Source organism: uncultured Merdimmobilis sp., from assembly GCF_902471145.1.
GTDB classification, from domain to species: Bacteria; Bacillota; Clostridia; order Oscillospirales; family Ruminococcaceae; genus Merdimmobilis; species Merdimmobilis hominis.
The window spans coordinates 96,446-118,001 of sequence record NZ_CABRJC010000004.1; the positions used below are offsets into that span (position 1 = coordinate 96,446).

Consider the following 21,556-nt stretch of genomic DNA (forward strand, 5'->3'; position numbering starts at 1 on the left):
ATACGGCCCCCTCCCCATCTGCGTGGCAAGGGTGGTTAGAATACCTCCGGGTCTTCCTCCGGGGTGATAACAAAGCTGTCCGGGTATACTTCGTGTCCCAAGCGGAACAGCTGGAACAGGAGGCTGGGGCTCTGCTGCTCAAAGAGAAGAGGATCCACCTCGATGAGCTGGGCATTGGGGTAGGCAGTTTTCACCCCGTCTGCTGAGAGGGTGTTGCTGTAGAAGACCACGTCGGGAGTGAGGCCCTCGGAAATCTTCCAGCCAGAATCGGACCCAGCGGCGTTTTCAAAGCCCAATAGTTCCAGCAGCTCCCCTTCCAGGGTGCCTCCAGTGGCGCCGGTGGAGGGCAGTTCCCGCAGATAGAGGGCGGTGCGGCCAGTTTCGGTCTCCGACTGGGCCAGAGCGGTTTGGATGTTTTGGATTTTGCGGTCCAGGTACTGGTTGAACCGCTCCGACCGGCGGGCGCCCTCTGTCTCCCCCCACAGGGCGAGGAACAGCTGGCGGTAGTTTTCCTTCATCCCCTCGATGGAGGTGGCGGGGGAAAGCACCAGCACTTCTGCCCCCATCTGCTGGATCTTTACCAGGTCGTGCTCTGCCAAAGGGGTTTGGGTCAGCACCAAGGCAGGCTTTGCCCCGCGGATGGCGTCCAGGTCCGGCAACTGGGCAGTGCCGCAGAAGGCAGGGGAATCCTCCCAATCGGCAGTCAGCTCCTGGTCAAAGCTGCTGACCCCGGTCAGCCGGCCCGAGAGGCCCAAATCCTCCATCGTTCGGGTGAGCATGGGGGAGAGGGAGACGACAAAATCCGGCTGCTGTGCCAGGTTGGCGGTGCCTACGGTAATGGGGTAACTGGCCTCCTGGGTCTTGCCGGACTGGCCCAAATTGCAGGCGGTTAAGCCAAGGGCAACCGTTGCGGCCAGAAAAGCGCAGAGAAGTTTTTTCTGTTTCATAAAGGTCCCCTTTGTTTCATGGATGGTGGTGGATGGCGGAAGGGAAGCGGGAACCCGCCTTGCGGGGTCAAAATTCCCTCTTATTGTAAACCAGGATAAGAGGGCTGTCAATGAAAAGGCCGGTTTTCCACCGCCCGTGGGGATCTGGTGGAAAATCCTCTTTTTATAAAGTGGGGGAAAGGGCGAAAATTTTTGCGGCTCCCAGTGGGAAAATCGTCCCAAATCCGCCATACTAGATACCGATGACAAACGGACCGTTTCATGCTACAATATGAAATATAGAAATCTGGGGAGAATTTTCTGCCGGCCCCGTACAGCGCTTGTCCGGCGGCGAAGGCCCCACATGGAAGAGGTGGTTGCTGGCAGGGAACCCCTCTCCACAAATTCAAAGGAAAAGGTTGTGAAACAATGGCATACCCAATCACTATCGTGGATGGACGCCCTCAGCTGGATTCGTTGCCGGTGGGCAAAATTGTAAATTATCCCCTGGAAAAACGGGATTACCGCCCCTTTGCCCAGTTCCGCCTCTGCGTCAATGAGGAGGGGCTCCATCTCTACCTGTGGGCCTTTGAGCTGGAGGTCTCCCCCAAAAGCGTCCAGCGGGTCTGCCTGAACCTCTGTCCCGGCCAGAGAAAACACCTGGACCTCGCCCTCTTTGGCAATGGCTCTGCCCGCCTTTCCATCTGGGAGGGGGACAGGGTTCTGGAGGAGCAGCCGGTGGAGGTCCACCCTTTGTGCGGGGAGGACCTGCAAGGGGTGTATTGGGGCGGCCAATACCTGCTCCCCTGGGGGGAGATCCGGCGTATTTTTGGCCGGGATCAGTTTCAGCAAGGGGACACCGTCCGGGGAAACCTGTATAAAACCTGCGACGATGAGGCATATTTCCACCAGGGCTGTTTCTTCCCGGTGGATTTCCAGAGCATCGACCCTTATGGGGAAAGGTTCTTTGGGGAGTTTGCGTTTACCCGGTAAGAAAAATGGTCAGGACGGCAACTGCAAGGAGGAATACCCAATGAAAACGCTTATGAAACTCACTTTGACTGCCCTTGGGGCTGTCGCTTTGGCCTGCGGACTCATCAGCTTCGCCTATCAGGAGTCCAAAGACCGCTATGTGGTATTTGACGAACGGGAAGAGGATCTGTAGGACCAAGAAAGCAAGAAACCTCCCCAGGGGAATCTCTCCTGGGGAGGTTTTTCATTTACAGAAGCGCCCGGATAGAACTCACCACCTGGGGAGGCAGGGGGGAGGCGTCCACCGTCCGGTGGCAGTGGGCTTGATAGAGGGGGTACCGGGAGCGAAACAGCTCTTCCAGCTGGAGGGGGGTGCTGCGCCGGACAATGGGCCGGTCAGAATCCTTGACCCGGTGGTAACAGGTAGGGAAGTCCGCGTCCAGAAAGACCACCAGGGCGTGCTCTTTGGCCGCTTCCCAGTTGTCGGGGAAGGTGAACGCCCCACCGCCGGAGGCCACCACAAACCCTTCCAGGGAAGGGAGGCTGCCAAGGGCCTCCCGCTCCAATTGGCGGAAGATGTCCTCCCCTAAGGCGTCGAAAATCCGAGGGATAGGCATGCCAGCCCGCCGGGCGATCTCATCGTCCAGGTCGCAGAAGGGGCGGGAGAGGGCCTCGGCCAGCGCTTTGCCCACAGTGGTTTTGCCGCAGCCCATGAAGCCGCTGAGAACAATGGCTCTTTCTTGCATAAAATGCCCCCTTTCATCCCAATTTGCAGGCCCGGTGGTTAGTATACCACGGGTTTGGGCCGGGGGCAAGGGCTATTTCAGGGAAGCCGCCAGTTTCGCGAAGCTTTTGCCGTCCTCTACATTGAAAACAACGGCCTCCCGGTGGGTGCGGCGGATAAGGGTGGACAGCACCCGGCCAGGGCCCAGTTCCACAAAGGTGGTGAAGCCATCGGCTAGCATGGCTTCCACCTCTTCGGTGAACCGGACGGGGGAAACCATGTGGCGGCAGAGATATTCAGCGGGGGCATCAAGGGATTCCAACTTACCACCGGTCAGGTTGGAATAGAAAGGCAGGGCGAGGGGATGAAAATCCAGGGCTTGCAGGGCCTCTTCCAGTTCCTGGGCCGCGGGGGCCATCATCGTTGTGTGGAAGGCGCTCTGCACCGAGAGGCGGGCCGCTTTGGCCCCTTGGGCGGCCAGGGTGGCGGCGGCTTGGGCGGCGGGCCCTTCCTCACCGGCGATCACCGTCTGGCTGGGGGAGTTGAGGTTGACTGGAAGAACAAATCCGGGGGTCTCTTGGCAGACCCTGTCCACCGTTTCCAGATCGCTTCCCAAGATGGCAAACATGGCGCCCCGGGCCGATTGGGTAGCCCGGTCCATGGCCTTGGCACGGGCGGAGATAGCCCGCAGGCCGTCCTCCAGGGAGAGGGCCCCACCCACCGTCAGGGCGGCGTACTCCCCCAGGGAGTGGCCGGCTACCCCTTGGGGCGGAGGGCAGATCTCCTGGACCGCATAGTAGGCAGCCATGGAATGGGTATAAATCAAGGGCTGGGAATAGATGGTGCGGGAGATATCCTCCTCGCTGCCCTCAAAAGAGAGTTTGGCCACGTCGTAGCCCAGGATATCACCAGCGCACTCATACACTTGGCGGCAGGCGGGAAACTGCTCAAAGAGCTCCTTGCCCATGCCAGGGTACTGGGACCCCTGCCCACTGAATAAAAAGGCGGTTTTTGACATAAAACGATCCTCCTAAGATGATACACTGGCCGTGTACACGGCCAGTGGGGAAGAACCCTCATTGTGCAGATGGTTGGAACCAAAACGTCAAATTGAAAATTGGCAGGATCTTCGCGGCACAATATTGCCAAAGAAACAGAGCGAAAATCCTTGTGGGACAAGCTTACAGAGGGAAACCTAGTCCGTCTCAAAACGGGAGACAACCCAGCAGGAAAAAGGCGGCGCAATAGGGCAAGATGTTGCGCAATTGTAACATTTTGCCTTGCCCAACGAAAAAGAGGTTGACAAACTTTGAATATCAAAGTATTATGGGAAAGAATTCCGCCTTTAGCGGAACATTTTTTGCAGGTAAACTTTGAACTTCAAACAATTTAGGGCTTGACAAATATTGTAACGGTTGTTACACTTTTTGTCAAGCTTCATTTTTAGAAAAGGAGGCAGGGTATGCAGGGAATACACATCAGCGCCATGGGGTGCTATCTGCCCGCCCAAGTGGTGAAGAATCAGGATTTTGAGCGGCTGGTGGAGACCAGCGACGAGTGGATCGTCTCCCACACCGGGGTGCGGGAGCGGCGGGTATCCAGCGGGGAACCCACCTGGTGGATGGGAGTCCTGGCGGCCAGAGACGCTTTGGAGCGGGGAAAGATAGATGCCGCTTCCATCGACTTGATATTGTTCACCACCGTGACCCCAGAATATTACACCCCGGCTCTGGCCTGTATCGCCCAGGCCCATTTGGGGGCCCACAATGCCTTTGCCCTGGATCTCAACTGTGCTTGTTCCGGTTTTGTGGCCGCTTTGGACATGGCCCGCCGGTATCTGTACACCGGAGGGGTGGACCGTGTCCTGATCATCAGCGCCGAGCGGCTTTCCGCCATCACCGATTACACCGACCGTTCCACCTGTGTCCTCTTTGGGGATGGGGCCTCTGCCTGTGTGGTGGAGCGGGGGGAGGGCCTTTATTCCTCCCATCTGTCCGCCGACGGCATGGGGGCGAGCTCTCTGTATGCTGCCCACGGGGAACCAGCGGAAAACCCCTTTGCCGACCCAGCCCTGGCGCCGGAAATGCCGGAGATTTTCCAGGGGGAGAAGCTCCACATGAACGGCAGGGAGGTCTACCGCTTTGCCACCAAGACAATGGCCCAGGAGGTTCGCGCCGCGTGTTTCCAGGCAGGGATTGAGGTGGAGGAGATAGATCTTGTAATCCCCCACCAGGCCAATGTTCGGATTGTGGAAACCGCTATGAAGCTGCTGGGTCTGCCCATGGAGCGGGCCTATTTGAATTTGGAGCAGCTGGGAAACACCTCCAGCGCCAGCATCCCTCTCGCCATGGACGAGGCCCTTCAAAAGGGTGCAATACAGCCGGGGATGCTTGTCTGTGCCGTGGGATTCGGCGCGGGGCTGACCAGCGGCGCGGTGCTGCTGCGCTGGGAGTAACGAGGAAAGAAGGAAATACGCCATGCTGAAAACCAAACTGACTGAGCTTCTGGGGATTGAGTACCCCATTTTCCAGGGCGGCATGTCCTGGATTGCCGACGCCAAACTGGCCGCGGCCGTATCCGAAGGGGGCGGCCTGGGCATCATCGCCGCCTCCAACGCCCCGGTGGAGGTGGTGCGGGAAATGGTCCGGGAGACCAAGTCCCTCACCGACAAGCCCTTTGGAGTCAACATTATGCTGATGAGCGACAACGCCCCGGCAGTAGCCCAAATGGTCATCGACGAGCAGGTAGCGGTGGTCACCACCGGTGCCGGAAACCCGGGCAAATACATCGAAGGTTGGAAGGCCGCGGGGATCAAGGTCATCCCGGTGGTGCCCACGGTGGCCCTGGCCCGCCGGATGGAGCGGGCAGGCGCCGACGCCGTCATCGCCGAAGGGACCGAGGCGGGCGGCCACATTGGGGAACTGACCACTATGGCCCTGGTGCCCCAGGTGGCGGATGCGGTGAACATCCCTGTCATTGCCGCCGGGGGGATTGCCGATGCCCGGGGGGTTTCGGCTGCCTTGATGCTGGGGGCAGAAGGGGTCCAGTTGGGGACTATCTTTATCTGTGCCCAGGAATCCCCTGCCCATCCCGACTATAAGCAATTGGTTTTAGATGCAAAGGACACCGACACGGTGGTCACCGGCCGGGCCAACGGCCATCCGGTGCGCTCCTTAAAAAATAAATTTACCCGCCGGATCCTGGAGATGGAGAAAGCGGATGCCGGGTTTGAAGCCATTGAGAACGCCACCGTCGGCTCCTACCGCAAAGCGGTGCAGGATGGCAACATGGAGGAGGGGACCTTCATGTCCGGCCAGATCGCCGGGATGGTCAAAGAGATTCAGCCTGCGGCGAAAATTGTGGGGGATCTGATGGCCTCCACCGAAGAATACCTGAAAACATTCACCGAGAAGAGGGGGATTACACTTGGCTAAAACAGCAATCGTCACCGGCTCCGGCCAGGGGATCGGCGCGGCCATCGCCCTGCGCCTTGCCAAAGAGGGATATAACGTCGCAGTCCACTGCCGCACACCGGAATCCTGCGCCCAGAAAGGGGAGCCTGTCGCAGAACAGTGCCGTTCTTTTGGGGTGGAAGCCCAGTGCTTTGCTGCCGACGTCTCCGACTTTGCCGCCTGCGAAACCCTGGTGAAAGAGGTCAAGGAGCGGTTTGGCTCCATCGACCTGCTGGTCAACAACGCGGGCATCACCCGGGATGGCCTCCTGGTGCGGATGAAGGAGGAGCAGTTCGACCAAGTCATCGCCTCCAACCTGAAAAGCGCCTTCAACATGATGCGCCACGCTGGATCGGTGATGATGCGCCAGAAAAGCGGTAAAATTGTCAACCTCTCCTCGGTGGTGGGCCTTTACGGCAACGCCGGGCAGGTCAACTACGCCGCCTCCAAGGCCGGCATTGTGGGGATGACCAAGTCCGCCGCCAAGGAGCTGGGGGCTCGGGGCATCACCGTCAACGCGGTGGCCCCCGGTTTTATTGACACCGCCATGACGAAGGATCTCCCCCAAGAGATGAAGGACACTGTCACCGCCACCACTGCCCTCAAGCGGTTTGGCTCGGCAGAGGAAGTGGCCGCCGCTGTGGCATTTCTCGCTTCGGAGGATGCCTCCTACATCACCGGCCAGGTGATTGAGGTGGACGGCGGCATGATGCTGTAAGAGAGAGGTAGGAAGAGCATGAGAAGAGTTGTCATCACAGGCATGGGCGCGGTGACACCCGCCGGCCTATCGGTGGACAGCCTGTGGGAGAGCGCCCGGCTGGGCCGCCCCCATTTCACGCCGCTGTCCAATTATTTCGACCCCAAGGACGTGGGGGTCAAGCTGGTCTCCGCCATTGAGGATTGGGACCCCGCCGCCTTCGGCATCGGCAAAAAAGACGCCCGCCGGATGGACCGGTACTGTCAGTTTGCCCTGGCCGCCGCCAAACAGGCCATGGCCGACGCCGGCTCCCTTTCGGACTTGGACCCCTACCGGGTGGGCGTAATCATCGGCAGCGGCATCGGCGGTTGTGACACCATCCAGGAGGAACACCGCAAAATGCTGGAAAAAGGGCCGGGGAAGGTATCGGTCTTCTTTGTCCCCATGATGATCGCCAACATGGCCCCCGGCACCGTTGCCATGGAGTTCGGCTACAAGGGAGCCAACTTCGCTGCGGTGACCGCCTGCGCCTCGGGCACCACTGCCATCGGCGAGGCGTTTCACTCCATCAAAAACAATTACTTAGACGCGGCCCTGGCCGGGGGGGCGGAGGCGACCATCAGCCTGCTGCCCATCGCCGGGTTTGACAATATGAAAACCCTCTGCACGGGGGAGGACCCCAACCGCCTTTCTATCCCCTTTGACAAGGAGCGGGGCGGCTTTGTCATCGGCGAGGGCTCCGGCATCCTGGTGCTGGAGGAACTGGAACACGCCAAAGCCCGGGGGGCTAAAATTTACGCAGAAGTGGTGGGCTATGGCGCCACCGCCGACGCCTACCACATGACCAGCCCCGACCCCGAGGGAAAGGGAACCGCCAAAGCCATGGAGTTCGCCTTGTCGGAAGCGGGCGTCGCCCCGGAGGCGGTGGATTACATCAATGCCCACGGCACCAGCACCCACCTGAATGACCTGGTGGAGACTGCTGCCATCAAACGGGTGTTTGGGGAGCATGCCTACCGGCTGGCCGTCAGCTCCACCAAGTCGGTGACCGGCCACATGCTGGGAGCGGCCGGTGGGGTGGAGGCCATCCTCACCGCCAAGGCCCTCCAGGAGGGAATTTTGCCCCCCACCGCCAATTTAGAGGTGCCCGACGAGGAGTGCGATCTGGACTACATCCCCAAAATGGCCCGGGAGAAACAGGCGGTATATGCCCTCTCCAACTCCCTGGGCTTCGGCGGGCAGAACGCCGCCCTTCTCTTGAAACATTGGGAGGAATAGACCATGAGCGAACTGAATTTCACCCCGGACTCCATCCGGGATTTGATCGAGCTGGTGTCTGAGAAGCACCTGTCCTCCTTTAAAATTGAACAGGGGGACTTTAAGCTGGAAATCCAGGGGGAACAGCGCCAAGCAACCCCGGTTCCGGCGGCTGTTGGGGCTGCGCCCATTCTCCAGGAAATTCCCCAAGGGGCTCCTCAGAAGCCCGCGGGCCGGGAGGTAAAAAGCCCCATTGTAGGGACCTTCTATTCCCGTCCTGCGCCGGAGAAGCCGGCCTTTGCGCCAGTGGGGTCCCAGGTGAAGAAGGGGGATACCCTCTATATTATAGAATCCATGAAGCTGATGAACGAGGTCGCCAGCGAGTTCGACGGGGTGGTGGCCGAATACTATGTCCAGGACGGCGACCCGGTGGAATACGGCCAGCCCATCCTGCGGCTGGAATAGGAGGCGCCCCATGCCGCTGTACAATCAGGAACAGATCAAGGAGATCATCCCCCACCGGGACCCCTTCCTCCTCATCGACACGGTGGAAGAATTGGAGCCCGGCATCCGGGTGGTGGCCACCAAGCACATCCGGGAGGATGAGGACTGGTTCCGGGGCCATTTCCCCGGCCACCCGGTGACCCCTGGCGTGCTGGTCATTGAGATGCTGGCCCAGGCCGGGGCGGTTTGCGCCCTCTCCCTGCCGGAGAACCAGGGCAAGCTGGCCCTCTTTGCCGGCATTGACAACGCCCGATTCCGCAAGCCGGTGGAGCCGGGGATGACCCTGCGCCTGGAGGTGGAGATGATCAAAAACCGGGGCTCCATCGGGGTGGGGAAAGCCACCGCCACCTGCGACGGCAAGCGGATGGTCACGGCGGAGATCACCTTTGCCTTGGGCGACCGGTAGCGGGAGGAAAAAGCCATGTTTTCCAAAGTGTTAATCGCCAACCGGGGGGAGATCGCGGTGCGGATCATCCGCACCTGCCGGGAGCTGGGCATCCCCACGGTGGCTGTCTGCTCCGAGGCGGACCGCACCGCCCTCCACGCCCAGATCGCCGATGAGACGGTCTGTGTGGGGCCCGCTCCCTCTAAGGACAGCTATTTGAATATGCAGTCGATCTTAGCCGCCTGCGACCTCTCCGGGGCGGATGCAGTCCACCCGGGCTTCGGCTTTTTGTCGGAGAACGCGGCCTTTGCCCGGCTGTGTGCCCGGTGCGGGGTGACCTTCATCGGCCCCAGTCCCGAGGCCATGGATGCTATGGGGGACAAGGCCCAGGCGAAAAAGACCATGAAGGCCGCCGGGGTTCCGGTGGTGCCCGGCTCCGACGGGGAGATTTCCTCGGTGGAGGAAGCCAAAAAGATCGCCGGGGAGATCGGTTACCCGGTGATGGTCAAAGCCAGCGCCGGGGGCGGCGGCCGGGGCATCCGGAAGGTCCTTTCCCCCGATGAGCTGGAAGGGGCTATCCTGGCCGCCAAACAGGAGGCGGGAAGTTTCTTCGGCAGCGACGGCATCTACCTGGAAAAGTTCATCGAAAACCCCCGTCACGTGGAAATCCAGATCCTCTGCGACCGGCAGGGGAACGCCGTCCACCTGGGGGAGCGGGACTGCTCCATGCAGCGCCGCAACCAAAAGGTACTGGAGGAATGCCCCAGCCCAGCGGTGGACGAACCCCTCCGCCAAAGGATGGGGGAAGCCGCCGTCAAAGCCGCCCTTGCGGTGGGCTATGAAGGGGCAGGGACCATCGAATTCCTTCTGGACCGGAGCGGCCATTTCTATTTTATGGAGATGAATACCCGCATCCAGGTGGAACACCCCATAACGGAAGCAGTGACCGGGGTGGACCTGGTGAAGCAGCAGATCCTCATCGCTGACGGCCACCCCCTCCCCTTTGCCCAGAAGGACATTGAGATGCGGGGCCACGCCATCGAGTGCCGGATCAACGCCGAGAACCCGGCCTTGGACTTCCGGCCCAGCCCCGGCAAGATCGAGGGGCTGTACCTGCCCGGCGGGCCTGGCATCCGCATCGACAGCGCGGTTTACGCGGGATATACCATCCCGCCCTACTACGATTCGATGATCGGCAAGCTGATCGCCTTCGCCCCCACCCGCAAGGAGGCCATCGCCAAGATGAAATGGGCCCTGGCGGAGTTTTTGGTGGATGGGGTGGACACCAACATCGAGTTTCAGCTTCAATTGATCGGCACCCCGGAGTTCCAATCGGGGGAGTACGACAACGGATATTTGATGAGCGGCCGGTTCCAATACCAGCCGTAACTGGAAGGAGGGATCCTAGGTGCTGCAAGATTTGTTCGGCAAGGTAAAAAAGCGGGCCGCCGTGGAGGGGAAGAAAAAGACCTCCGACATGGATGTGCCCCAGAACCTCTTGTTCCAATGCCCCAAGTGCCGGGCGGTGATGCTGATGGATGAGTTTGAGGAAAACGGCAAAGTCTGCCGCAAATGCGGCCACCACGCCCGCCTCACCGCTTGGGAGCGGATCCGCCTCACCGCCGACCCCGGCTCCTTCCGGGAGCTGGATGGCAGCCTGATGGCCTGCGACCCTATCGGCTTTGAGGATTACCCCCGCAAACTGGAGAATACCCGCCGGGCCACCGGCTTGTTGGACGCCGTGGTCACCGGGACCTGTTCCATCCAGGGAAGCCCTTGCGTCATCGGGGTGATGGACAGCCGGTTTATGATGGCCTCCATGGGTTCGGCCGCCGGGGAGCGGATCACCCGCGCCTTTGAAACCGCCTTGGAAAAGGGATTGCCCATCGTCTTCTTCACCGCCAGCGGCGGCGCACGGATGCAGGAGGGAATGCTCAGCTTGATGCAGATGGCCAAAACTGCCGGTGCGGCCAAGCGCCACAGCGACGCCGGCCTTTTGTATGTGACGGTGCTCACCGACCCCACCACCGGCGGGGTCACCGCCAGCTTTGCCTCCCTGGGGGACATCATCCTGGCAGAGCCCGGGGCCCTCATCGGGTTTGCGGGGAGAAGGGTCATCGAAGGGACCATCAAGCAAAAGCTGCCGGAGGATTTCCAATCGGCGGAGTTTTTGAGAAGCCACGGGTTTGTGGATGAAATCGTGAGCCGGGGGGAGCTGCGCCATGCGCTGGGCCACCTGCTGGCCCTGCACCGGGGAGGTGAGAGAAGATGACCACATGGGACCGGATTGAACTGATCCGAAGCAAAAACCGGCCCACCATCCGGGACTACATCCCCCTTTTGTTTGACGGCTTCGTGGAGCTCCACGGGGACCGGCTGTACGGGGACGATCCGGCCATCCTGGGGGGGATCGCCCGGTACCGGGGCACCCCGGTGACGGTGATCGGCCAGGTGAAGGGCCGCAACTTGGAGGAGAACAAGCGGGCCAACTTCGCCATGCCCCATCCCGAAGGGTACCGCAAAGCCCTGCGGCTGATGCGCCAGGCAGAGAAATTCCGCCGGCCGGTGATTTTGTTCATCGACACCCCCGGCGCCTTCTGCGACATGGAGTCGGAGGAGCGAGGTCAGGGTGAAGCCATCGCCCGGTGCCTCTATGAGATGATGACTCTAAAAACCCCCATCCTCTCCATCGTGCTGGGGGAGGGGGGCAGCGGCGGGGCTTTGGCCCTGGGGGTCTGCGACCAGCTGGCCATGATGGAAAACGCCGTCTATTCGGTGATTTCCCCCCGGGGCTGCGCCAGCATCCTCTGGAAAGACCCCTCCCGGGAGAAGGAGGCCGCCGAAATGCTGCGGATCACCGCCCAGGACCTATTGGAACTGGGGATCGCGGAAACCATCATCCCAGAACCGGAGACCCATGCCGACCCTGCCGGGATGGCCAGGGCCATCGACGATTACCTTTCTCAAACAATTTCAAATTATCTTAAAATTCCTATTGATAAATTGCTGCAAAACAGGTATGATAAGTTTCGTAAGATCGGCCAGTTCTTGGAATAGCCCGATCTAAGGCCAAAAAATGCTTTTCTGCAGCCATTTTTTCGCTGCACCCCCGGCGGCTCTGCCGCCATACAATTCCTAAGGTTTGCCGTGCGCCGGCAACTGGAATCACAGAAAATGTATCGAGGAGGAACCTGTATATGGTATTCGAGAAAGTAAAGGACATTTTGGTTGACCAGCTGGATGTGGAAGAAGGCGTTGTCACCATGGAGGCTTCCATCGCCGACGACCTGGGCGCTGATTCCCTGGACGTTGTGGACCTGGTCATGAGCCTGGAGGACGAGTTTGACATCGAGATCCCCGACGAGGAGATTGAGAACATCAAAACCGTCGGCGACGTCGTCAAGTACATCGAGGACAACATCGCCCAATAAGGGGATGTCAAGCCGTGGGGCGCACGCTGGTGCGCCCTTTTTTGTTGGCAAAAGAGGGATCCAAACCGGCCTGTGGCCTTGAATTTTGCTGGGGAACCCGATATAATGAAAGATATTCTATAAAAACCCATCGCAATTTGCGAGCGAACGATAAAAGAATCGGAGGAAACGCTATGGCAGAGCAAAAGAAGATGGTGGAAGCCATCACCTCAATGGATGTGGACTTCGCCAAATGGTACACCGACGTGGTGCGCAAGGCCGACCTGGCCGACTATTCCAGCGTCAAGGGGTGCACCATCATCCGGCCTTACGGCTGTGCAATCTGGGAAAATATCCGGGATATTTTGGATGGCATGTTCAAAGAGACCGGCCATGAAAACGTCATGATGCCCCTTCTCATCCCTGAAAGCCTGCTGCAGAAGGAGAAGGACCATGTGGAGGGCTTTGCCCCTGAAGTCGCCTGGGTTACCCAGGGCGGCCAAGAGAAGCTGACTGAGCGGCTGTGCGTCCGCCCCACCTCCGAGGTGCTGTTCTGCGAGCACTACTCCCACATCATCAACTCCTACCGGGATCTGCCCATGCTGTACAACCAGTGGTGTTCGGTGGTGCGGTGGGAGAAAACCACCCGCCCCTTCCTGCGGACCACCGAGTTCTGGTGGCAGGAGGGCCACACCATGCATGAAACCGCTGAGGAGGCCATGGCCGAGACCGAGCAGATGCTGAACATCTACGCCCGGATGTGCGAGGAATACCTGGCCATCCCGGTGCTGAAAGGCCGCAAGACTGAGAAAGAGCAGTTCGCCGGCGCCCAGGCCACCTACACCATCGAGGCCATGATGCACGACGGCAAAGCCCTCCAGAGCGGCACCAGCCACTACTTCGGGGACGGCTTTGCCCGGGCCTTTGACATCACCTTCCAGGGCCAGGACAACAAACCCGCCTACCCCCACCAGACCTCCTGGGGCATGTCCACCCGGATCATCGGCGCCATCATCATGACCCATGGCGACGACAACGGCTTGGCCCTGCCTCCCGCGGTGGCCCCCATCCAGGTGGTCATCGTCCCCATCGCCCAGCACAAGGAGGGCGTTTTGGACAAAGCCGAAGAGCTCCGCAAGCGCCTCTCGGCCATCTGCCGGGTCAAGTGCGACGCCAGCGACAACAGCCCCGGCTGGAAGTTTGCCCAGTATGAGATGAAAGGCGTCCCCCTGCGGCTGGAGATCGGCCCCAAGGACATCGAAAACAACCAGTGTGTCCTGGTCCGCCGGGACAACCGGGAAAAAACCATCGTCCCCCTGGATCAGCTGGAGGAGAAAATCCCCGAGCTTTTGAAAGCCGTCCACGACGGCCTCTACCAGCGGGCCCTGGAGAACCGGGAGAACCGCACCTACACCGCCACCAGCATGGAGGAGATGATCCAGCTGGCCAACGAGAAATCCGGCTTTATCAAAGCCATGTGGTGCGGCGACTTGGAGTGCGAGATGAAGCTGAAAGAGCAGGCCGGCGTCACCAGCCGCTGCATGCCCTTTGAGCAGGAGCATCTCTCCGACGTGTGCGTCTGCTGCGGCAAGCCCGCCAAATCCATGGTGGTTTGGGGCAAAGCCTATTAAATAGAACCAAAAGGGAGCCCATCCACCGGATGGGCTCCCTTTTTTGCTTATTTGCTCTTCGCGGCCAAACCTTGGCATGCCTGTTTGAGGAATCAGCCCTTTTTCTCTGGGCTTTTTGCCTGGGGGAAAACCATTTTCTTCTCCCGGGCAGAGGGGGCTTTGTTGGCTTGGATGTACAGCTCGGCAGCCTCCTCCAGCTTGGGGAAGGCCCGCTGGGCTTGGCTCAATACGGAATTGATCCGCAAAAGGGTCATGGAGTGGATCGCCGCGGAGATCAAGCTGAACACAGCGGCTAAAGCTGCACAAAATACCACAGTGCGGCGCAGCTTCTTGGGCAGGCGGGGAGAGGGAACTTTACTCATCGGGAAAACCTCCTTTGGGGGTGGCTGCTTTGGTTGTTTCCCCTAGTATAGCACATGGCTGCGGCGAAATGAAGTCCCGGCGCCCTTATAGGAAGTTATCCATCAGGGTGATTTCACTGGTTTCATCGGGGCGGAGTTTGGTGTGGCGCTGAATCTCTCCATAGAGGTGCAGCTGAATCCGCTCGCAGAGCTCCCCGGCTACCAGCCCGGCGTAGGGCAGCATGCCATAAGGATCGGTATCGTTGCGGCGAATAGGTCTCAGGAGCCGTTTTTCAAAGGCGTGCAGCGCTCCTAGAAGGACTTCCAGTTCCCCACGGGTAAAGGGTATGGCCACTGGTTCATCGTTTTCCGGGTGATCCAAATGGTAATTCTTCCACTCCCGCAGGCGGCGGCAGGCCCGCAGATAGACCCTCCGGGCGACATCGGGGGAAAGGCCCAGCTCCTCAGCTACCCCTTTATAGCTCTTTTTTTGCTCTACCTTCCATTGGTAAACCTCTTTTTGCAATGGAGTGAGAATAGAAAGGTCTTGCTCCATCTTGCCAAACCTCCTTTTTTATAGGTATCGTGTCAGTTTACTTGTATTATAATCGAAAAATGTCAATAACACAATATTGAAAGTACCTAAAAATAAGGTACTGTGGTTATCTATGCTAAACTTTCAGTACATACTATCCTAGTACTAAGGGTAGGTGAATTGAATGGCAGATGAAAATAGAAATTCCGGGCTGGGCTTTCGAGTTCGGGCTTTAAGGGAGAATTTGGGATTATCAAAGAAACAGCTAGCGGACTTGTGTTATATTTCTGAGTCTCAAATTACTGAAATTGAAAAAGGTAGAAAAGGCGTTTTTTCAACATCTGCCTGTAGGTTGGCAAAAGCCCTTGGTACAACGACAGATTTTCTGTTGCTAGGCAGAGGCAGCCTTTCTGATATGACAAAAATTACCACTATTCTGTCTACTCTTGAGCCGCCCTTGGTTGAAGCAGCTGAGAAGTTGCTAAAAGACTGGTTTTACTCTATAAATTTGGCAAGGCATAATGAAACTGTTCTTCCGTCTAATTTAAAAGAAGAAGACCAATAAGACCCATGGCCACCCAAACCTGGCTGTGGGTTTTCTTTTTGGGTGCGGCCCCCTGCCCCAGTTGCAAGGGGCCATGCCTGCCCCTTAGACCCCAGGCCCTCCTTTCTTGCAGAAGAAAGGAGGCGAAAGACTGCCGGGGAGACCCCGGTCCCCCTACTTCGCCACAATGGGTACGCTCGGAAGATTTCCCTTAGAGGCTCTCCACGCCTCGAGCGGGAAATCTTTCCGCTAGCGCGGATGCCCTCGCGGGGCTGCAAGGCTTTTATTTTTCTGGGTATCCCCACCCAGGAGCAGGGGGAGTTTTGAGGGGGGCCGGACTTCGACTGTGCCGCGAGTAGTTCGGCCCCCCTTAAATGCGCTTTTGGTCAAGGCTTTTTCGCACAAAAAGCCTTGCGCGGGTGTGGGGGCGCGTGCCCCCACAAACCAATTTCAAGATGGAATCTTGATAAAGCTCTCCTGGCCGGGGGTGCGGGGGCTGGAAGCCCCAGGAATCAAGGTTTTAAGGGGAGGTTCCCCTGAAGGATATAGGGCCTGGGGTGCAAGGAACCCCAGAAATACATAAAGGTTTGTTAAAAATAGCAGGCCGCCGATGCCATCGGCGGCCTGTTATTTCATATCGCGCATTATTCCTCTTCAAAATTGTATGCCGTATATTTTCTTATTTTCTGGAACGAGGAACAAAACCGTCACCAAACAGAATAGGGCCGTGTTCTGCTTCCCAAGATTCAATGTGACGGAGAATCAACTGCTCAATTTCTTTGTTGGCGGAACGGCCAGAGCGGTCGGCTATGTATTTTAACTTATCCATGGTTTCGGATGGAATACGCAGAGCATAGTGTGGTAACTTTGATGGCATAGCAATTCCCTTCCTTAGTTGTCTATGTGACATCATATTAGCATCAATAATAAATTTTGAAAAGCTATTGACAACAAGGTGGCAACTAAATTATAATATAGACAATAAAGTGACAACACTAAAGAAAAGTGTAGAGCCGTGCATCTCTGATGGCTTGAGCATAAATAGGAGGGCAAGGATATGCAAAAGGACAGCACCAAACAAAAAGCGCTGGATTTTTTGGACTGGATGGACACCCACTATGAAGATTGGGTTTCGGTGAGCTGTTCCATCGATACTTGCGAACTCAGCGATGCCGACACCATCCACATTTTAAACAAAGCTTATGAAAATGGCTTGGTGGAACTTTTTTTCGCCTATTTTATGAATGTGCGGGAAGCCAGGGCCATCGAGGAAACCAGGGATCGGTATTTCATCCAGCTGCTGAAAAAGGAGGTGGAGCGGGACGGCTTAGAGGGAGTTTTCTATCCCTTTAAAAAGCAGCTGCAAAATCGAACATGAAAAAACAGCCCTGTCCCAAGGACAGGGCTGTTTTGTATGGGGAATTCTGCCAAAAAATAGTACAATTTGTATTTAGAAGTTCATTTTCGCCTGAATGTAGGGGATCAAGTCCTCAATTTTAATCCGCTCCTGGGCCATGGTATCCCGGTCGCGGACAGTGACACAGCCATCTTCCACCGAATCGAAGTCGTAGGTGATGCAGAAGGGGGTGCCGATCTCATCCTGGCGGCGGTACCGCTTGCCGATGGAGCCTGCGTCGTCGTAATCCACCATAAACGCCTTGGAGAGGGCTGTGTAGACCTCTCCGGCCTTGTCGTTCAGCTTCTTGGAGAGGGGAAGCACACAGGCTTTGAAGGGCGCCAGGGCGGGATGGAGCCGCAGCACAGTGCGCACATCCCCTTCCCCGACAGTCTCCTCATCGTAGGCGTCACACAGGAAGGCCAGGGCGATGCGGTCAGCGCCCATAGAGGGCTCTACGCAGTAAGGGATATACCGCTCGTTTGTCTCGGGGTCAAAATAATCCAAGGTCTTGCCGGAGTGCTCCGAATGGCGGGAGAGGTCGAAATCGGTGCGGTCGGCGACGCCCCAAAGCTCGCCCCAGCCAAAGGGGAAGAGGTATTCAAAGTCAGTGGTGGCTTTGGAGTAGTGGGAGAGCTCCTCGGGTTTGTGGTCCCGCAGCCGGAGGTTTTCCTCCTTCATGCCCAGGTCCTGGACAAATTTGTGGGTGTATTCCTTCCAGTACTGGAACCAATCCAGATCGGTGCCGGGCTTGCAGAAGAATTCCACTTCCATCTGCTCAAATTCCCGGGTGCGGAAGGTGAAGTTGCCGGGGGTGATCTCGTTGCGGAAGCTTTTGCCGATCTGCGCCACGCCAAAGGGGACCTTTTTGCGGGTGGTGCGCTGGACATTGGCAAAGTTGACAAAGATGCCCTGTGCGGTTTCCGGCCGCAGGAAGATCTCGCTCTTGGCGTCCTCGGTCACCCCTTGGAAGGTTTTGAACATCAGGTTGAATTTGCGGATGTCGGTGAAGTTGGAGGAGCCGCAGTTGGGGCATTTGATCCCCTTCTCCCGGATGAAATCCAGCATCTGCTCGTTGGTCCAGCCGTCGGCGACCTCCCCAGTGGCGTCTTCGATCAGCTTGTCAGCGCGGTGGCGGGTTTTGCAGTCTTTGCAGTCCATCAAAGGGTCGGTGAAGCCGCCCACATGGCCGGAAGCCACCCAGATTTCCGGGTTCATCAAAATGGCGCTATCCAGCCCCACGTTGTAGGGGCATTCCTGGACAAACCGTTTCCACCAGGCTTTTTTCACATTGTTTTTGAATTCAACCCCCAAGGGGCCATAATCCCAGGTGTTGGCCAAGCCGCCGTAAATCTCCGAACCGGCGTAGACAAAGCCCCGGTTTTTACACAGGCCGACAATTTTGTCCATGGTTTTTTCGCTGTTATTCATAAACGTTCCATCCTCCCTCGGGTGCCGTTTGATTCATTTTCATCAGGACACACGCTATTGTTCTATTTTAGTCTAGCAGGGGAAAGAAGTCAAGGGAAACGGGGATAAAACGGGCTTTTCAAGGGGATTTTCAGGCACAATTTGGTTGACAACAAAACCGGGATGAGATATAATAAACTGTACGTTGGGAGGCGTCCCTCACAGCAAGAGGGGGACGGTTTCGCCGGGTGGCTTTCCTATTCAGAAAGTGAAATAATAGCGGGGTGTGGCGCAGTTGGTAGCGCGCGACGTTTGGGACGTCGATGCCGCAGGTTCGAATCCTGTCACTCCGACCACCAGGCAAGGGCCTGGAGCCGTTTCGCGCTCCAGGTCTTTTCCTATAACCAGAACAACTGCCCGCGTCCGGGATAGTTCCAAACCGGACCCACTTCGTTGAGCTCCGATTTGGTGCCGCCCATAGGGCGGCTGTTTTTCGTTTCTGACAGAAATCATTATTTTAACATCCATTACAGTCGGGAACCTCGACGCGCAAGTCGCGTTCGGGGTTTTTGGTTTATTTGGGCTTTGCGCCCGCGTTTATGGCGGGTATCTTTTTGTACTGCAAACCCCAAAGAGCGAAGGCTTAAACCTTCGCTCTTTTTTCAACTCGGTGGGTTTCTCACAGCTGGGCTGCAATTCTTCTGGAATTCGGAAATAGAATATCTAAGAGATTACCCCATAACTGGGGTATGGAAAGGAAAATCCGATCATTGCCCAGCATATGTCGCTGCGGCACCGCCGCTTTTCCCACTCCTAGTCCAGGCATTCCATCAGCTGAGGTGCCTGCCTGTTCCGTTCGGAGGGGGATTTTAGTTGCCAGAGCTGGATTCAGAAGTGGATTGTTGGCTGTTTCTACCAATTCTAAATTTTTATATAGATTTTTTTAACAAAGTTTAAAAAATCTGTTGATATTTTAGAAATCATATTATATACTGAAACCAACAGAAGCGAAACTGGGTGTCAAAGGCCAGTCCTGTGGAAATGTAGCATGAGCATTGGTTGTGACGGAAAATACAGTAAGGGAAGGAGTTGAGGATCTCCATCAGGATATAGCCCCAGCCGCTCCAGTGAAAAATCCGGTGCGAACCGGTGCCTTTAGCTGTCAAAGGCAGATGTAGGTGCAAAAAACAATCTTTTCACGACAAAGGAGGGTACCCAATCTTATGGAACTGCCGTATTTAAAAACTGCAAATAGTTTATTTATGTGGATTTCCTGTATTCCCGCTGTAGCATTGGTCTTTTTCCAGGCGTACATTTTTATGAAGAGGGCTTGGAAGACCGGTCCGCAGATGGGCGTTACCAAAGAGCAGATGAAAGAAGCCGCCAAGTCTTCGCTGGTGGCCTCTATCGGCCCCTCGATTGTAATTGTAACCGGTATGGTCAGCCTTTTGGCTTCCGTTGGCGGTCCCCTTGCATGGATGCGTTTGGCTTTTATCGGATCGGTTATGTATGAGCTCCCCGCAGCGGACCGTGCCGCCACTGCGGCAGGATGCCAGCTGGGCACCAGCAACATGACCATGGAAGCCTTTGCAAACTGTGTATGGATTATGACGGTCTGCTGCTTGGGCTGGATTTTGGTTTCTGCACTCTTCACAGATAAAATGGAAGTCATCCGCGATAAAGTCACCGGCGGCAGCATGGATGCCATCGTCGCTTTGACTGCAGGTGGCGGCATGGGCGGTTTCGGCTACATGGTCGCACAGAGATTCCTGCCGTTTAAGATTGACAACGCCAATATGTGGGCTGCTCTGGTTGGGTTTATTGTGATGTGGGGGATTAACGTTTACATGAAGAAGAACCCCAAAGCCAAATGGGCACAGCAATTCGGCATGACCATCGCCATGTTCTTGGGAATGGTCGCTGGCACCTTCTTTCTGCTGTAACCCCGTCCGATATGATCTGTGAAAAGGAGGCAGAGTAATGAACGAAACAAGTACAAGTAACAATATCTTTAGAGGCGAATTCTTACCTTGGATTATCAAATGGGGCAGGGCAACCAACCTGTTGGGCGTAGTCCTGGTATTCGGCCCCTGTTTGGCTCTGGCGTTGCAAGGCATATTCCCAAGCTGGGCAGCATTTGGTGCCGCATTGGCCGTCCAACTCCCGCTGAGTGCCTCCGCCTACATCCGTGAGCCTATCTCTTACTTCACCATGCTGGGCGTTCCGGGTACATACATGGCATTTTTGTCCGGCAATATTTCTAACCTGCGTGTTCCCTGTTCGTCCATCGCTACCCAATCGGCGGGCATTGTAGAAGGCACCGATCAAGGCACCATCACCGCTACCATCGGCTGTGCAGTCTCCACCTTTGTCAGCACAGCGTTCCTCACGGTGGGCGTTATCGCCGGCGCATGGATCCTGGATATGATGCCTCCCATCGTGATCTCGGCGCTGAACCTGCTTCTCCCCGCTTTGTTTGCATCTCTGCTGGCGAACTATGCGTTCCAGAAGATCAAACTGGCCTTCATTGTGATTCCAGCTTGCTTTTTGATCTACTTCGCTCAGATTTCCGGCCTGTTCAGTATCTTCCCGGCGATCCTAGTCCCTGCAATTCCTCCACTGATCTGCAGCTTTGGCGCTATGGGTCTTGGTGTAGCAATGTCCAAGAAGGATGAGAAAAAAGCAAAACAGCAATAAGCTGTGACAGATTTTCGTTAAAACAAAAGGGGTCCTGCACAATCTGTGCGGGGCCCCTTATTCTGTAGATTGGGGTAAGGAAGACCTGCCCGCCCGTTGAAAGAGTGACGACATCATTGAGCTTTTTTACGGGATGTTGAACCGGCTGCAGGAAGGCTGCTGGCCTCAAATAGAAGGGGTGTTTCAAAAATAAGGGGCGGCCCTTTAAAACAGCTCCTTTGTTTCTTGGCCGGCGCGGTACTGGAGCTGTTTCTAGGGCCTCTGGGCCTGTTGCAGTTCTGTAGGCGGCGATGGACAGATTTTCCATAAAAAAATAGCAGCAACCCCTTGACATCCCCACAATGCGATGCTATACTTATATGCGTCGCTAAGCTTTATTGGCTGGTGTAGCTCAGTTGGTAGAGCAGCTGATTTGTAATCAGCAGGTCGGGGGTTCAAGTCCGTCCACCAGCTCCATTACAATTCTCTTTTTATATGGGAGATTTCCCGAGTGGCCAAAGGGGGCAGACTGTAAATCTGTTGTCTCTGACTTCGGTGGTTCGAATCCACCATCTCCCACCATCCTGAGTCTGAACGCAATTCGTGTTCAGACTCTTTTCCTTTTTCCGGTCGAGACCCTTGCGGCGAGGGCGGCATCTATACTTTTCGTCCCTTCTATTCAAAAGCCTGGAACCA

At 56.8% G+C, this 21,556-nt stretch carries 24 protein-coding genes and 3 tRNA genes; 20 read left to right on the plus strand and 7 right to left on the minus strand.

What is annotated here, in order from left to right; translation table 11 throughout:
- Positions 1-35: 35 nt before the first annotated feature.
- A complete protein-coding gene (locus tag RDQ42_RS03975) occupies positions 36-947 on the minus strand; it encodes an ABC transporter substrate-binding protein (RefSeq protein WP_054331301.1) in 912 nt (303 codons plus the stop codon).
- Positions 948-1,355: 408 nt separating this feature from the next.
- Here RDQ42_RS03975 and RDQ42_RS03980 point away from each other — a divergent pair, with 408 nt between their 5' ends.
- On the plus strand, positions 1,356-1,919 hold the full coding sequence (locus RDQ42_RS03980; RefSeq protein ID WP_231357975.1) for a hypothetical protein: 564 nt from the start codon (positions 1,356-1,358) through the stop codon (positions 1,917-1,919).
- A 40-nt stretch (positions 1,920-1,959) separates the two neighbouring features.
- Complete coding sequence (locus RDQ42_RS03985; RefSeq protein ID WP_267888279.1) at positions 1,960-2,091, plus strand: hypothetical protein; 132 nt, start codon at positions 1,960-1,962, stop codon at positions 2,089-2,091.
- Between the two features lie 55 nt (positions 2,092-2,146).
- Here the strand turns inward: RDQ42_RS03985 and RDQ42_RS03990 are convergent, their stop codons facing one another.
- Positions 2,147-2,644 (minus strand): shikimate kinase, encoded by a 498-nt coding sequence (locus RDQ42_RS03990; RefSeq protein WP_231357976.1) that lies wholly within the window; start codon positions 2,642-2,644, stop codon positions 2,147-2,149.
- A gap of 72 nt (positions 2,645-2,716) precedes the next feature.
- Complete coding sequence (locus RDQ42_RS03995; RefSeq protein ID WP_231357977.1) at positions 2,717-3,640, minus strand: ACP S-malonyltransferase; 924 nt, start codon at positions 3,638-3,640, stop codon at positions 2,717-2,719.
- 444 nt (positions 3,641-4,084) lie between these two features.
- On the opposite strand from RDQ42_RS03995, the gene RDQ42_RS04000 reads away from it, so the two are divergent.
- The 11 genes from RDQ42_RS04000 to proS all read left to right on the plus strand — a co-directional run bounded on the left by RDQ42_RS04000 (position 4,085) and on the right by proS (position 13,958).
- Complete coding sequence (locus RDQ42_RS04000) at positions 4,085-5,077, plus strand: 3-oxoacyl-ACP synthase III family protein (protein ID WP_054331305.1); 993 nt, start codon at positions 4,085-4,087, stop codon at positions 5,075-5,077.
- A 25-nt stretch (positions 5,078-5,102) separates the two neighbouring features.
- Entirely contained in the window at positions 5,103-6,056 is a 954-nt protein-coding gene (gene fabK, locus RDQ42_RS04005; RefSeq protein ID WP_054331552.1) for an enoyl-[acyl-carrier-protein] reductase FabK, read from the plus strand.
- Positions 6,049-6,792: a 3-oxoacyl-[acyl-carrier-protein] reductase gene (gene fabG, locus RDQ42_RS04010; RefSeq protein ID WP_054331306.1), complete on the plus strand. Its 744-nt coding sequence runs from the start codon at positions 6,049-6,051 to the stop codon at positions 6,790-6,792. The genes fabK and fabG overlap by 8 nt, the downstream gene beginning before the upstream one ends.
- 18 nt (positions 6,793-6,810) lie before the next feature.
- On the plus strand, positions 6,811-8,049 hold the full coding sequence (gene fabF / locus RDQ42_RS04015) for a beta-ketoacyl-ACP synthase II (RefSeq protein WP_308588337.1): 1,239 nt from the start codon (positions 6,811-6,813) through the stop codon (positions 8,047-8,049).
- 3 nt (positions 8,050-8,052) lie between these two features.
- A complete protein-coding gene (locus RDQ42_RS04020) occupies positions 8,053-8,493 on the plus strand; it encodes a biotin/lipoyl-containing protein (RefSeq protein ID WP_231357978.1) in 441 nt (146 codons plus the stop codon).
- A gap of 10 nt (positions 8,494-8,503) precedes the next feature.
- The gene (fabZ, locus tag RDQ42_RS04025) at positions 8,504-8,938 is read left to right on the plus strand and encodes a 3-hydroxyacyl-ACP dehydratase FabZ (RefSeq protein WP_071427581.1); all 435 of its coding nucleotides are present in this window, start codon (positions 8,504-8,506) and stop codon (positions 8,936-8,938) included.
- Between the two features lie 15 nt (positions 8,939-8,953).
- Complete coding sequence (gene accC / locus RDQ42_RS04030; RefSeq protein WP_071427583.1) at positions 8,954-10,306, plus strand: acetyl-CoA carboxylase biotin carboxylase subunit; 1,353 nt, start codon at positions 8,954-8,956, stop codon at positions 10,304-10,306.
- A 19-nt stretch (positions 10,307-10,325) separates the two neighbouring features.
- Positions 10,326-11,189 (plus strand): acetyl-CoA carboxylase, carboxyltransferase subunit beta, encoded by an 864-nt coding sequence (gene accD, locus RDQ42_RS04035; protein ID WP_231357979.1) that lies wholly within the window; start codon positions 10,326-10,328, stop codon positions 11,187-11,189.
- Positions 11,186-11,974, plus strand: a complete 789-nt coding sequence (locus RDQ42_RS04040; protein ID WP_054331310.1) for an acetyl-CoA carboxylase carboxyltransferase subunit alpha — start codon at positions 11,186-11,188, stop codon at positions 11,972-11,974. The genes accD and RDQ42_RS04040 overlap by 4 nt, the downstream gene beginning before the upstream one ends.
- A gap of 140 nt (positions 11,975-12,114) precedes the next feature.
- Positions 12,115-12,348: an acyl carrier protein gene (locus RDQ42_RS04045; protein WP_054331311.1), complete on the plus strand. Its 234-nt coding sequence runs from the start codon at positions 12,115-12,117 to the stop codon at positions 12,346-12,348.
- A gap of 173 nt (positions 12,349-12,521) precedes the next feature.
- Positions 12,522-13,958 (plus strand): proline--tRNA ligase, encoded by a 1,437-nt coding sequence (proS, locus tag RDQ42_RS04050; RefSeq protein ID WP_231357980.1) that lies wholly within the window; start codon positions 12,522-12,524, stop codon positions 13,956-13,958.
- A gap of 92 nt (positions 13,959-14,050) precedes the next feature.
- On the opposite strand, the gene RDQ42_RS04055 is transcribed toward proS, so the two are convergent.
- Together RDQ42_RS04055 and RDQ42_RS04060 are read right to left on the minus strand one after the other, a co-directional pair.
- Positions 14,051-14,320 carry a hypothetical protein gene (locus RDQ42_RS04055; RefSeq protein ID WP_054331312.1) on the minus strand — a complete coding sequence of 90 codons (270 nt, stop codon included), beginning with the start codon at positions 14,318-14,320 and terminating at the stop codon, positions 14,051-14,053.
- 85 nt (positions 14,321-14,405) lie between these two features.
- Positions 14,406-14,855: a sigma-70 family RNA polymerase sigma factor gene (locus RDQ42_RS04060; protein WP_071427587.1), complete on the minus strand. Its 450-nt coding sequence runs from the start codon at positions 14,853-14,855 to the stop codon at positions 14,406-14,408.
- A gap of 163 nt (positions 14,856-15,018) precedes the next feature.
- Between RDQ42_RS04060 and RDQ42_RS04065 the strand changes: the two genes are divergently transcribed.
- Positions 15,019-15,399: a helix-turn-helix transcriptional regulator gene (locus tag RDQ42_RS04065; RefSeq protein ID WP_308588340.1), complete on the plus strand. Its 381-nt coding sequence runs from the start codon at positions 15,019-15,021 to the stop codon at positions 15,397-15,399.
- Between the two features lie 658 nt (positions 15,400-16,057).
- On the opposite strand, the gene RDQ42_RS04070 is transcribed toward RDQ42_RS04065, so the two are convergent.
- On the minus strand, positions 16,058-16,255 hold the full coding sequence (locus RDQ42_RS04070; protein ID WP_054331911.1) for an Arc family DNA-binding protein: 198 nt from the start codon (positions 16,253-16,255) through the stop codon (positions 16,058-16,060).
- A gap of 180 nt (positions 16,256-16,435) precedes the next feature.
- Here RDQ42_RS04070 and RDQ42_RS04075 point away from each other — a divergent pair, with 180 nt between their 5' ends.
- The gene (locus RDQ42_RS04075) at positions 16,436-16,756 is read left to right on the plus strand and encodes a hypothetical protein (protein ID WP_054331910.1); all 321 of its coding nucleotides are present in this window, start codon (positions 16,436-16,438) and stop codon (positions 16,754-16,756) included.
- A 72-nt stretch (positions 16,757-16,828) separates the two neighbouring features.
- On the opposite strand, the gene RDQ42_RS04080 is transcribed toward RDQ42_RS04075, so the two are convergent.
- Complete coding sequence (locus RDQ42_RS04080) at positions 16,829-18,205, minus strand: glycine--tRNA ligase (RefSeq protein WP_054331909.1); 1,377 nt, start codon at positions 18,203-18,205, stop codon at positions 16,829-16,831.
- A gap of 259 nt (positions 18,206-18,464) precedes the next feature.
- Between RDQ42_RS04080 and RDQ42_RS04085 the strand changes: the two genes are divergently transcribed.
- The 5 genes from RDQ42_RS04085 to RDQ42_RS04105 all read left to right on the plus strand — a co-directional run bounded on the left by RDQ42_RS04085 (position 18,465) and on the right by RDQ42_RS04105 (position 21,442).
- Positions 18,465-18,540, plus strand: a tRNA-Pro gene (locus RDQ42_RS04085).
- A gap of 906 nt (positions 18,541-19,446) precedes the next feature.
- Positions 19,447-20,127 (plus strand): DUF5058 family protein, encoded by a 681-nt coding sequence (locus RDQ42_RS04090; protein WP_195254479.1) that lies wholly within the window; start codon positions 19,447-19,449, stop codon positions 20,125-20,127.
- Between the two features lie 37 nt (positions 20,128-20,164).
- A complete protein-coding gene (locus tag RDQ42_RS04095; protein WP_054331907.1) occupies positions 20,165-20,881 on the plus strand; it encodes a hypothetical protein in 717 nt (238 codons plus the stop codon).
- Positions 20,882-21,261: 380 nt separating this feature from the next.
- A tRNA-Thr gene (locus RDQ42_RS04100) sits at positions 21,262-21,337 on the plus strand.
- Between the two features lie 20 nt (positions 21,338-21,357).
- Positions 21,358-21,442, plus strand: a tRNA-Tyr gene (locus RDQ42_RS04105).
- The last annotated feature ends 114 nt before the right edge of the window (positions 21,443-21,556 follow it).

Excerpts from the sequence above, each read along its gene's own strand:
- RDQ42_RS03985 (WP_267888279.1), top strand. The coding sequence starts at position 1,960 with ATGAAAACGCTTATGAAACTCACTTTGACTGCCCTTGGGGCTGTCGCT.
- RDQ42_RS04065 (WP_308588340.1), top strand. The coding sequence starts at position 15,019 with ATGGCAGATGAAAATAGAAATTCCGGGCTGGGCTTTCGAGTTCGGGCT.
- RDQ42_RS04060 (WP_071427587.1), bottom strand. The coding sequence starts at position 14,855 with ATGGAGCAAGACCTTTCTATTCTCACTCCATTGCAAAAAGAGGTTTAC.
- RDQ42_RS03980 (WP_231357975.1), top strand. The coding sequence starts at position 1,356 with ATGGCATACCCAATCACTATCGTGGATGGACGCCCTCAGCTGGATTCG.
- RDQ42_RS04075 (WP_054331910.1), top strand. The coding sequence starts at position 16,436 with ATGCAAAAGGACAGCACCAAACAAAAAGCGCTGGATTTTTTGGACTGG.
- RDQ42_RS04090 (WP_195254479.1), top strand. The coding sequence starts at position 19,447 with ATGTGGATTTCCTGTATTCCCGCTGTAGCATTGGTCTTTTTCCAGGCG.
- proS (WP_231357980.1), top strand. The coding sequence starts at position 12,522 with ATGGCAGAGCAAAAGAAGATGGTGGAAGCCATCACCTCAATGGATGTG.
- fabF (WP_308588337.1), top strand. The coding sequence starts at position 6,811 with ATGAGAAGAGTTGTCATCACAGGCATGGGCGCGGTGACACCCGCCGGC.
- accC (WP_071427583.1), top strand. The coding sequence starts at position 8,954 with ATGTTTTCCAAAGTGTTAATCGCCAACCGGGGGGAGATCGCGGTGCGG.
- RDQ42_RS04020 (WP_231357978.1), top strand. The coding sequence starts at position 8,053 with ATGAGCGAACTGAATTTCACCCCGGACTCCATCCGGGATTTGATCGAG.
- RDQ42_RS04080 (WP_054331909.1), bottom strand. The coding sequence starts at position 18,205 with ATGAATAACAGCGAAAAAACCATGGACAAAATTGTCGGCCTGTGTAAA.
- RDQ42_RS04095 (WP_054331907.1), top strand. The coding sequence starts at position 20,165 with ATGAACGAAACAAGTACAAGTAACAATATCTTTAGAGGCGAATTCTTA.
- fabZ (WP_071427581.1), top strand. The coding sequence starts at position 8,504 with ATGCCGCTGTACAATCAGGAACAGATCAAGGAGATCATCCCCCACCGG.
- RDQ42_RS04045 (WP_054331311.1), top strand. The coding sequence starts at position 12,115 with ATGGTATTCGAGAAAGTAAAGGACATTTTGGTTGACCAGCTGGATGTG.
- RDQ42_RS03990 (WP_231357976.1), bottom strand. The coding sequence starts at position 2,644 with ATGCAAGAAAGAGCCATTGTTCTCAGCGGCTTCATGGGCTGCGGCAAA.
- RDQ42_RS04000 (WP_054331305.1), top strand. The coding sequence starts at position 4,085 with ATGCAGGGAATACACATCAGCGCCATGGGGTGCTATCTGCCCGCCCAA.
- RDQ42_RS03995 (WP_231357977.1), bottom strand. The coding sequence starts at position 3,640 with ATGTCAAAAACCGCCTTTTTATTCAGTGGGCAGGGGTCCCAGTACCCT.
- RDQ42_RS03975 (WP_054331301.1), bottom strand. The coding sequence starts at position 947 with ATGAAACAGAAAAAACTTCTCTGCGCTTTTCTGGCCGCAACGGTTGCC.
- RDQ42_RS04055 (WP_054331312.1), bottom strand. The coding sequence starts at position 14,320 with ATGAGTAAAGTTCCCTCTCCCCGCCTGCCCAAGAAGCTGCGCCGCACT.
- RDQ42_RS04070 (WP_054331911.1), bottom strand. The coding sequence starts at position 16,255 with ATGCCATCAAAGTTACCACACTATGCTCTGCGTATTCCATCCGAAACC.
- RDQ42_RS04040 (WP_054331310.1), top strand. The coding sequence starts at position 11,186 with ATGACCACATGGGACCGGATTGAACTGATCCGAAGCAAAAACCGGCCC.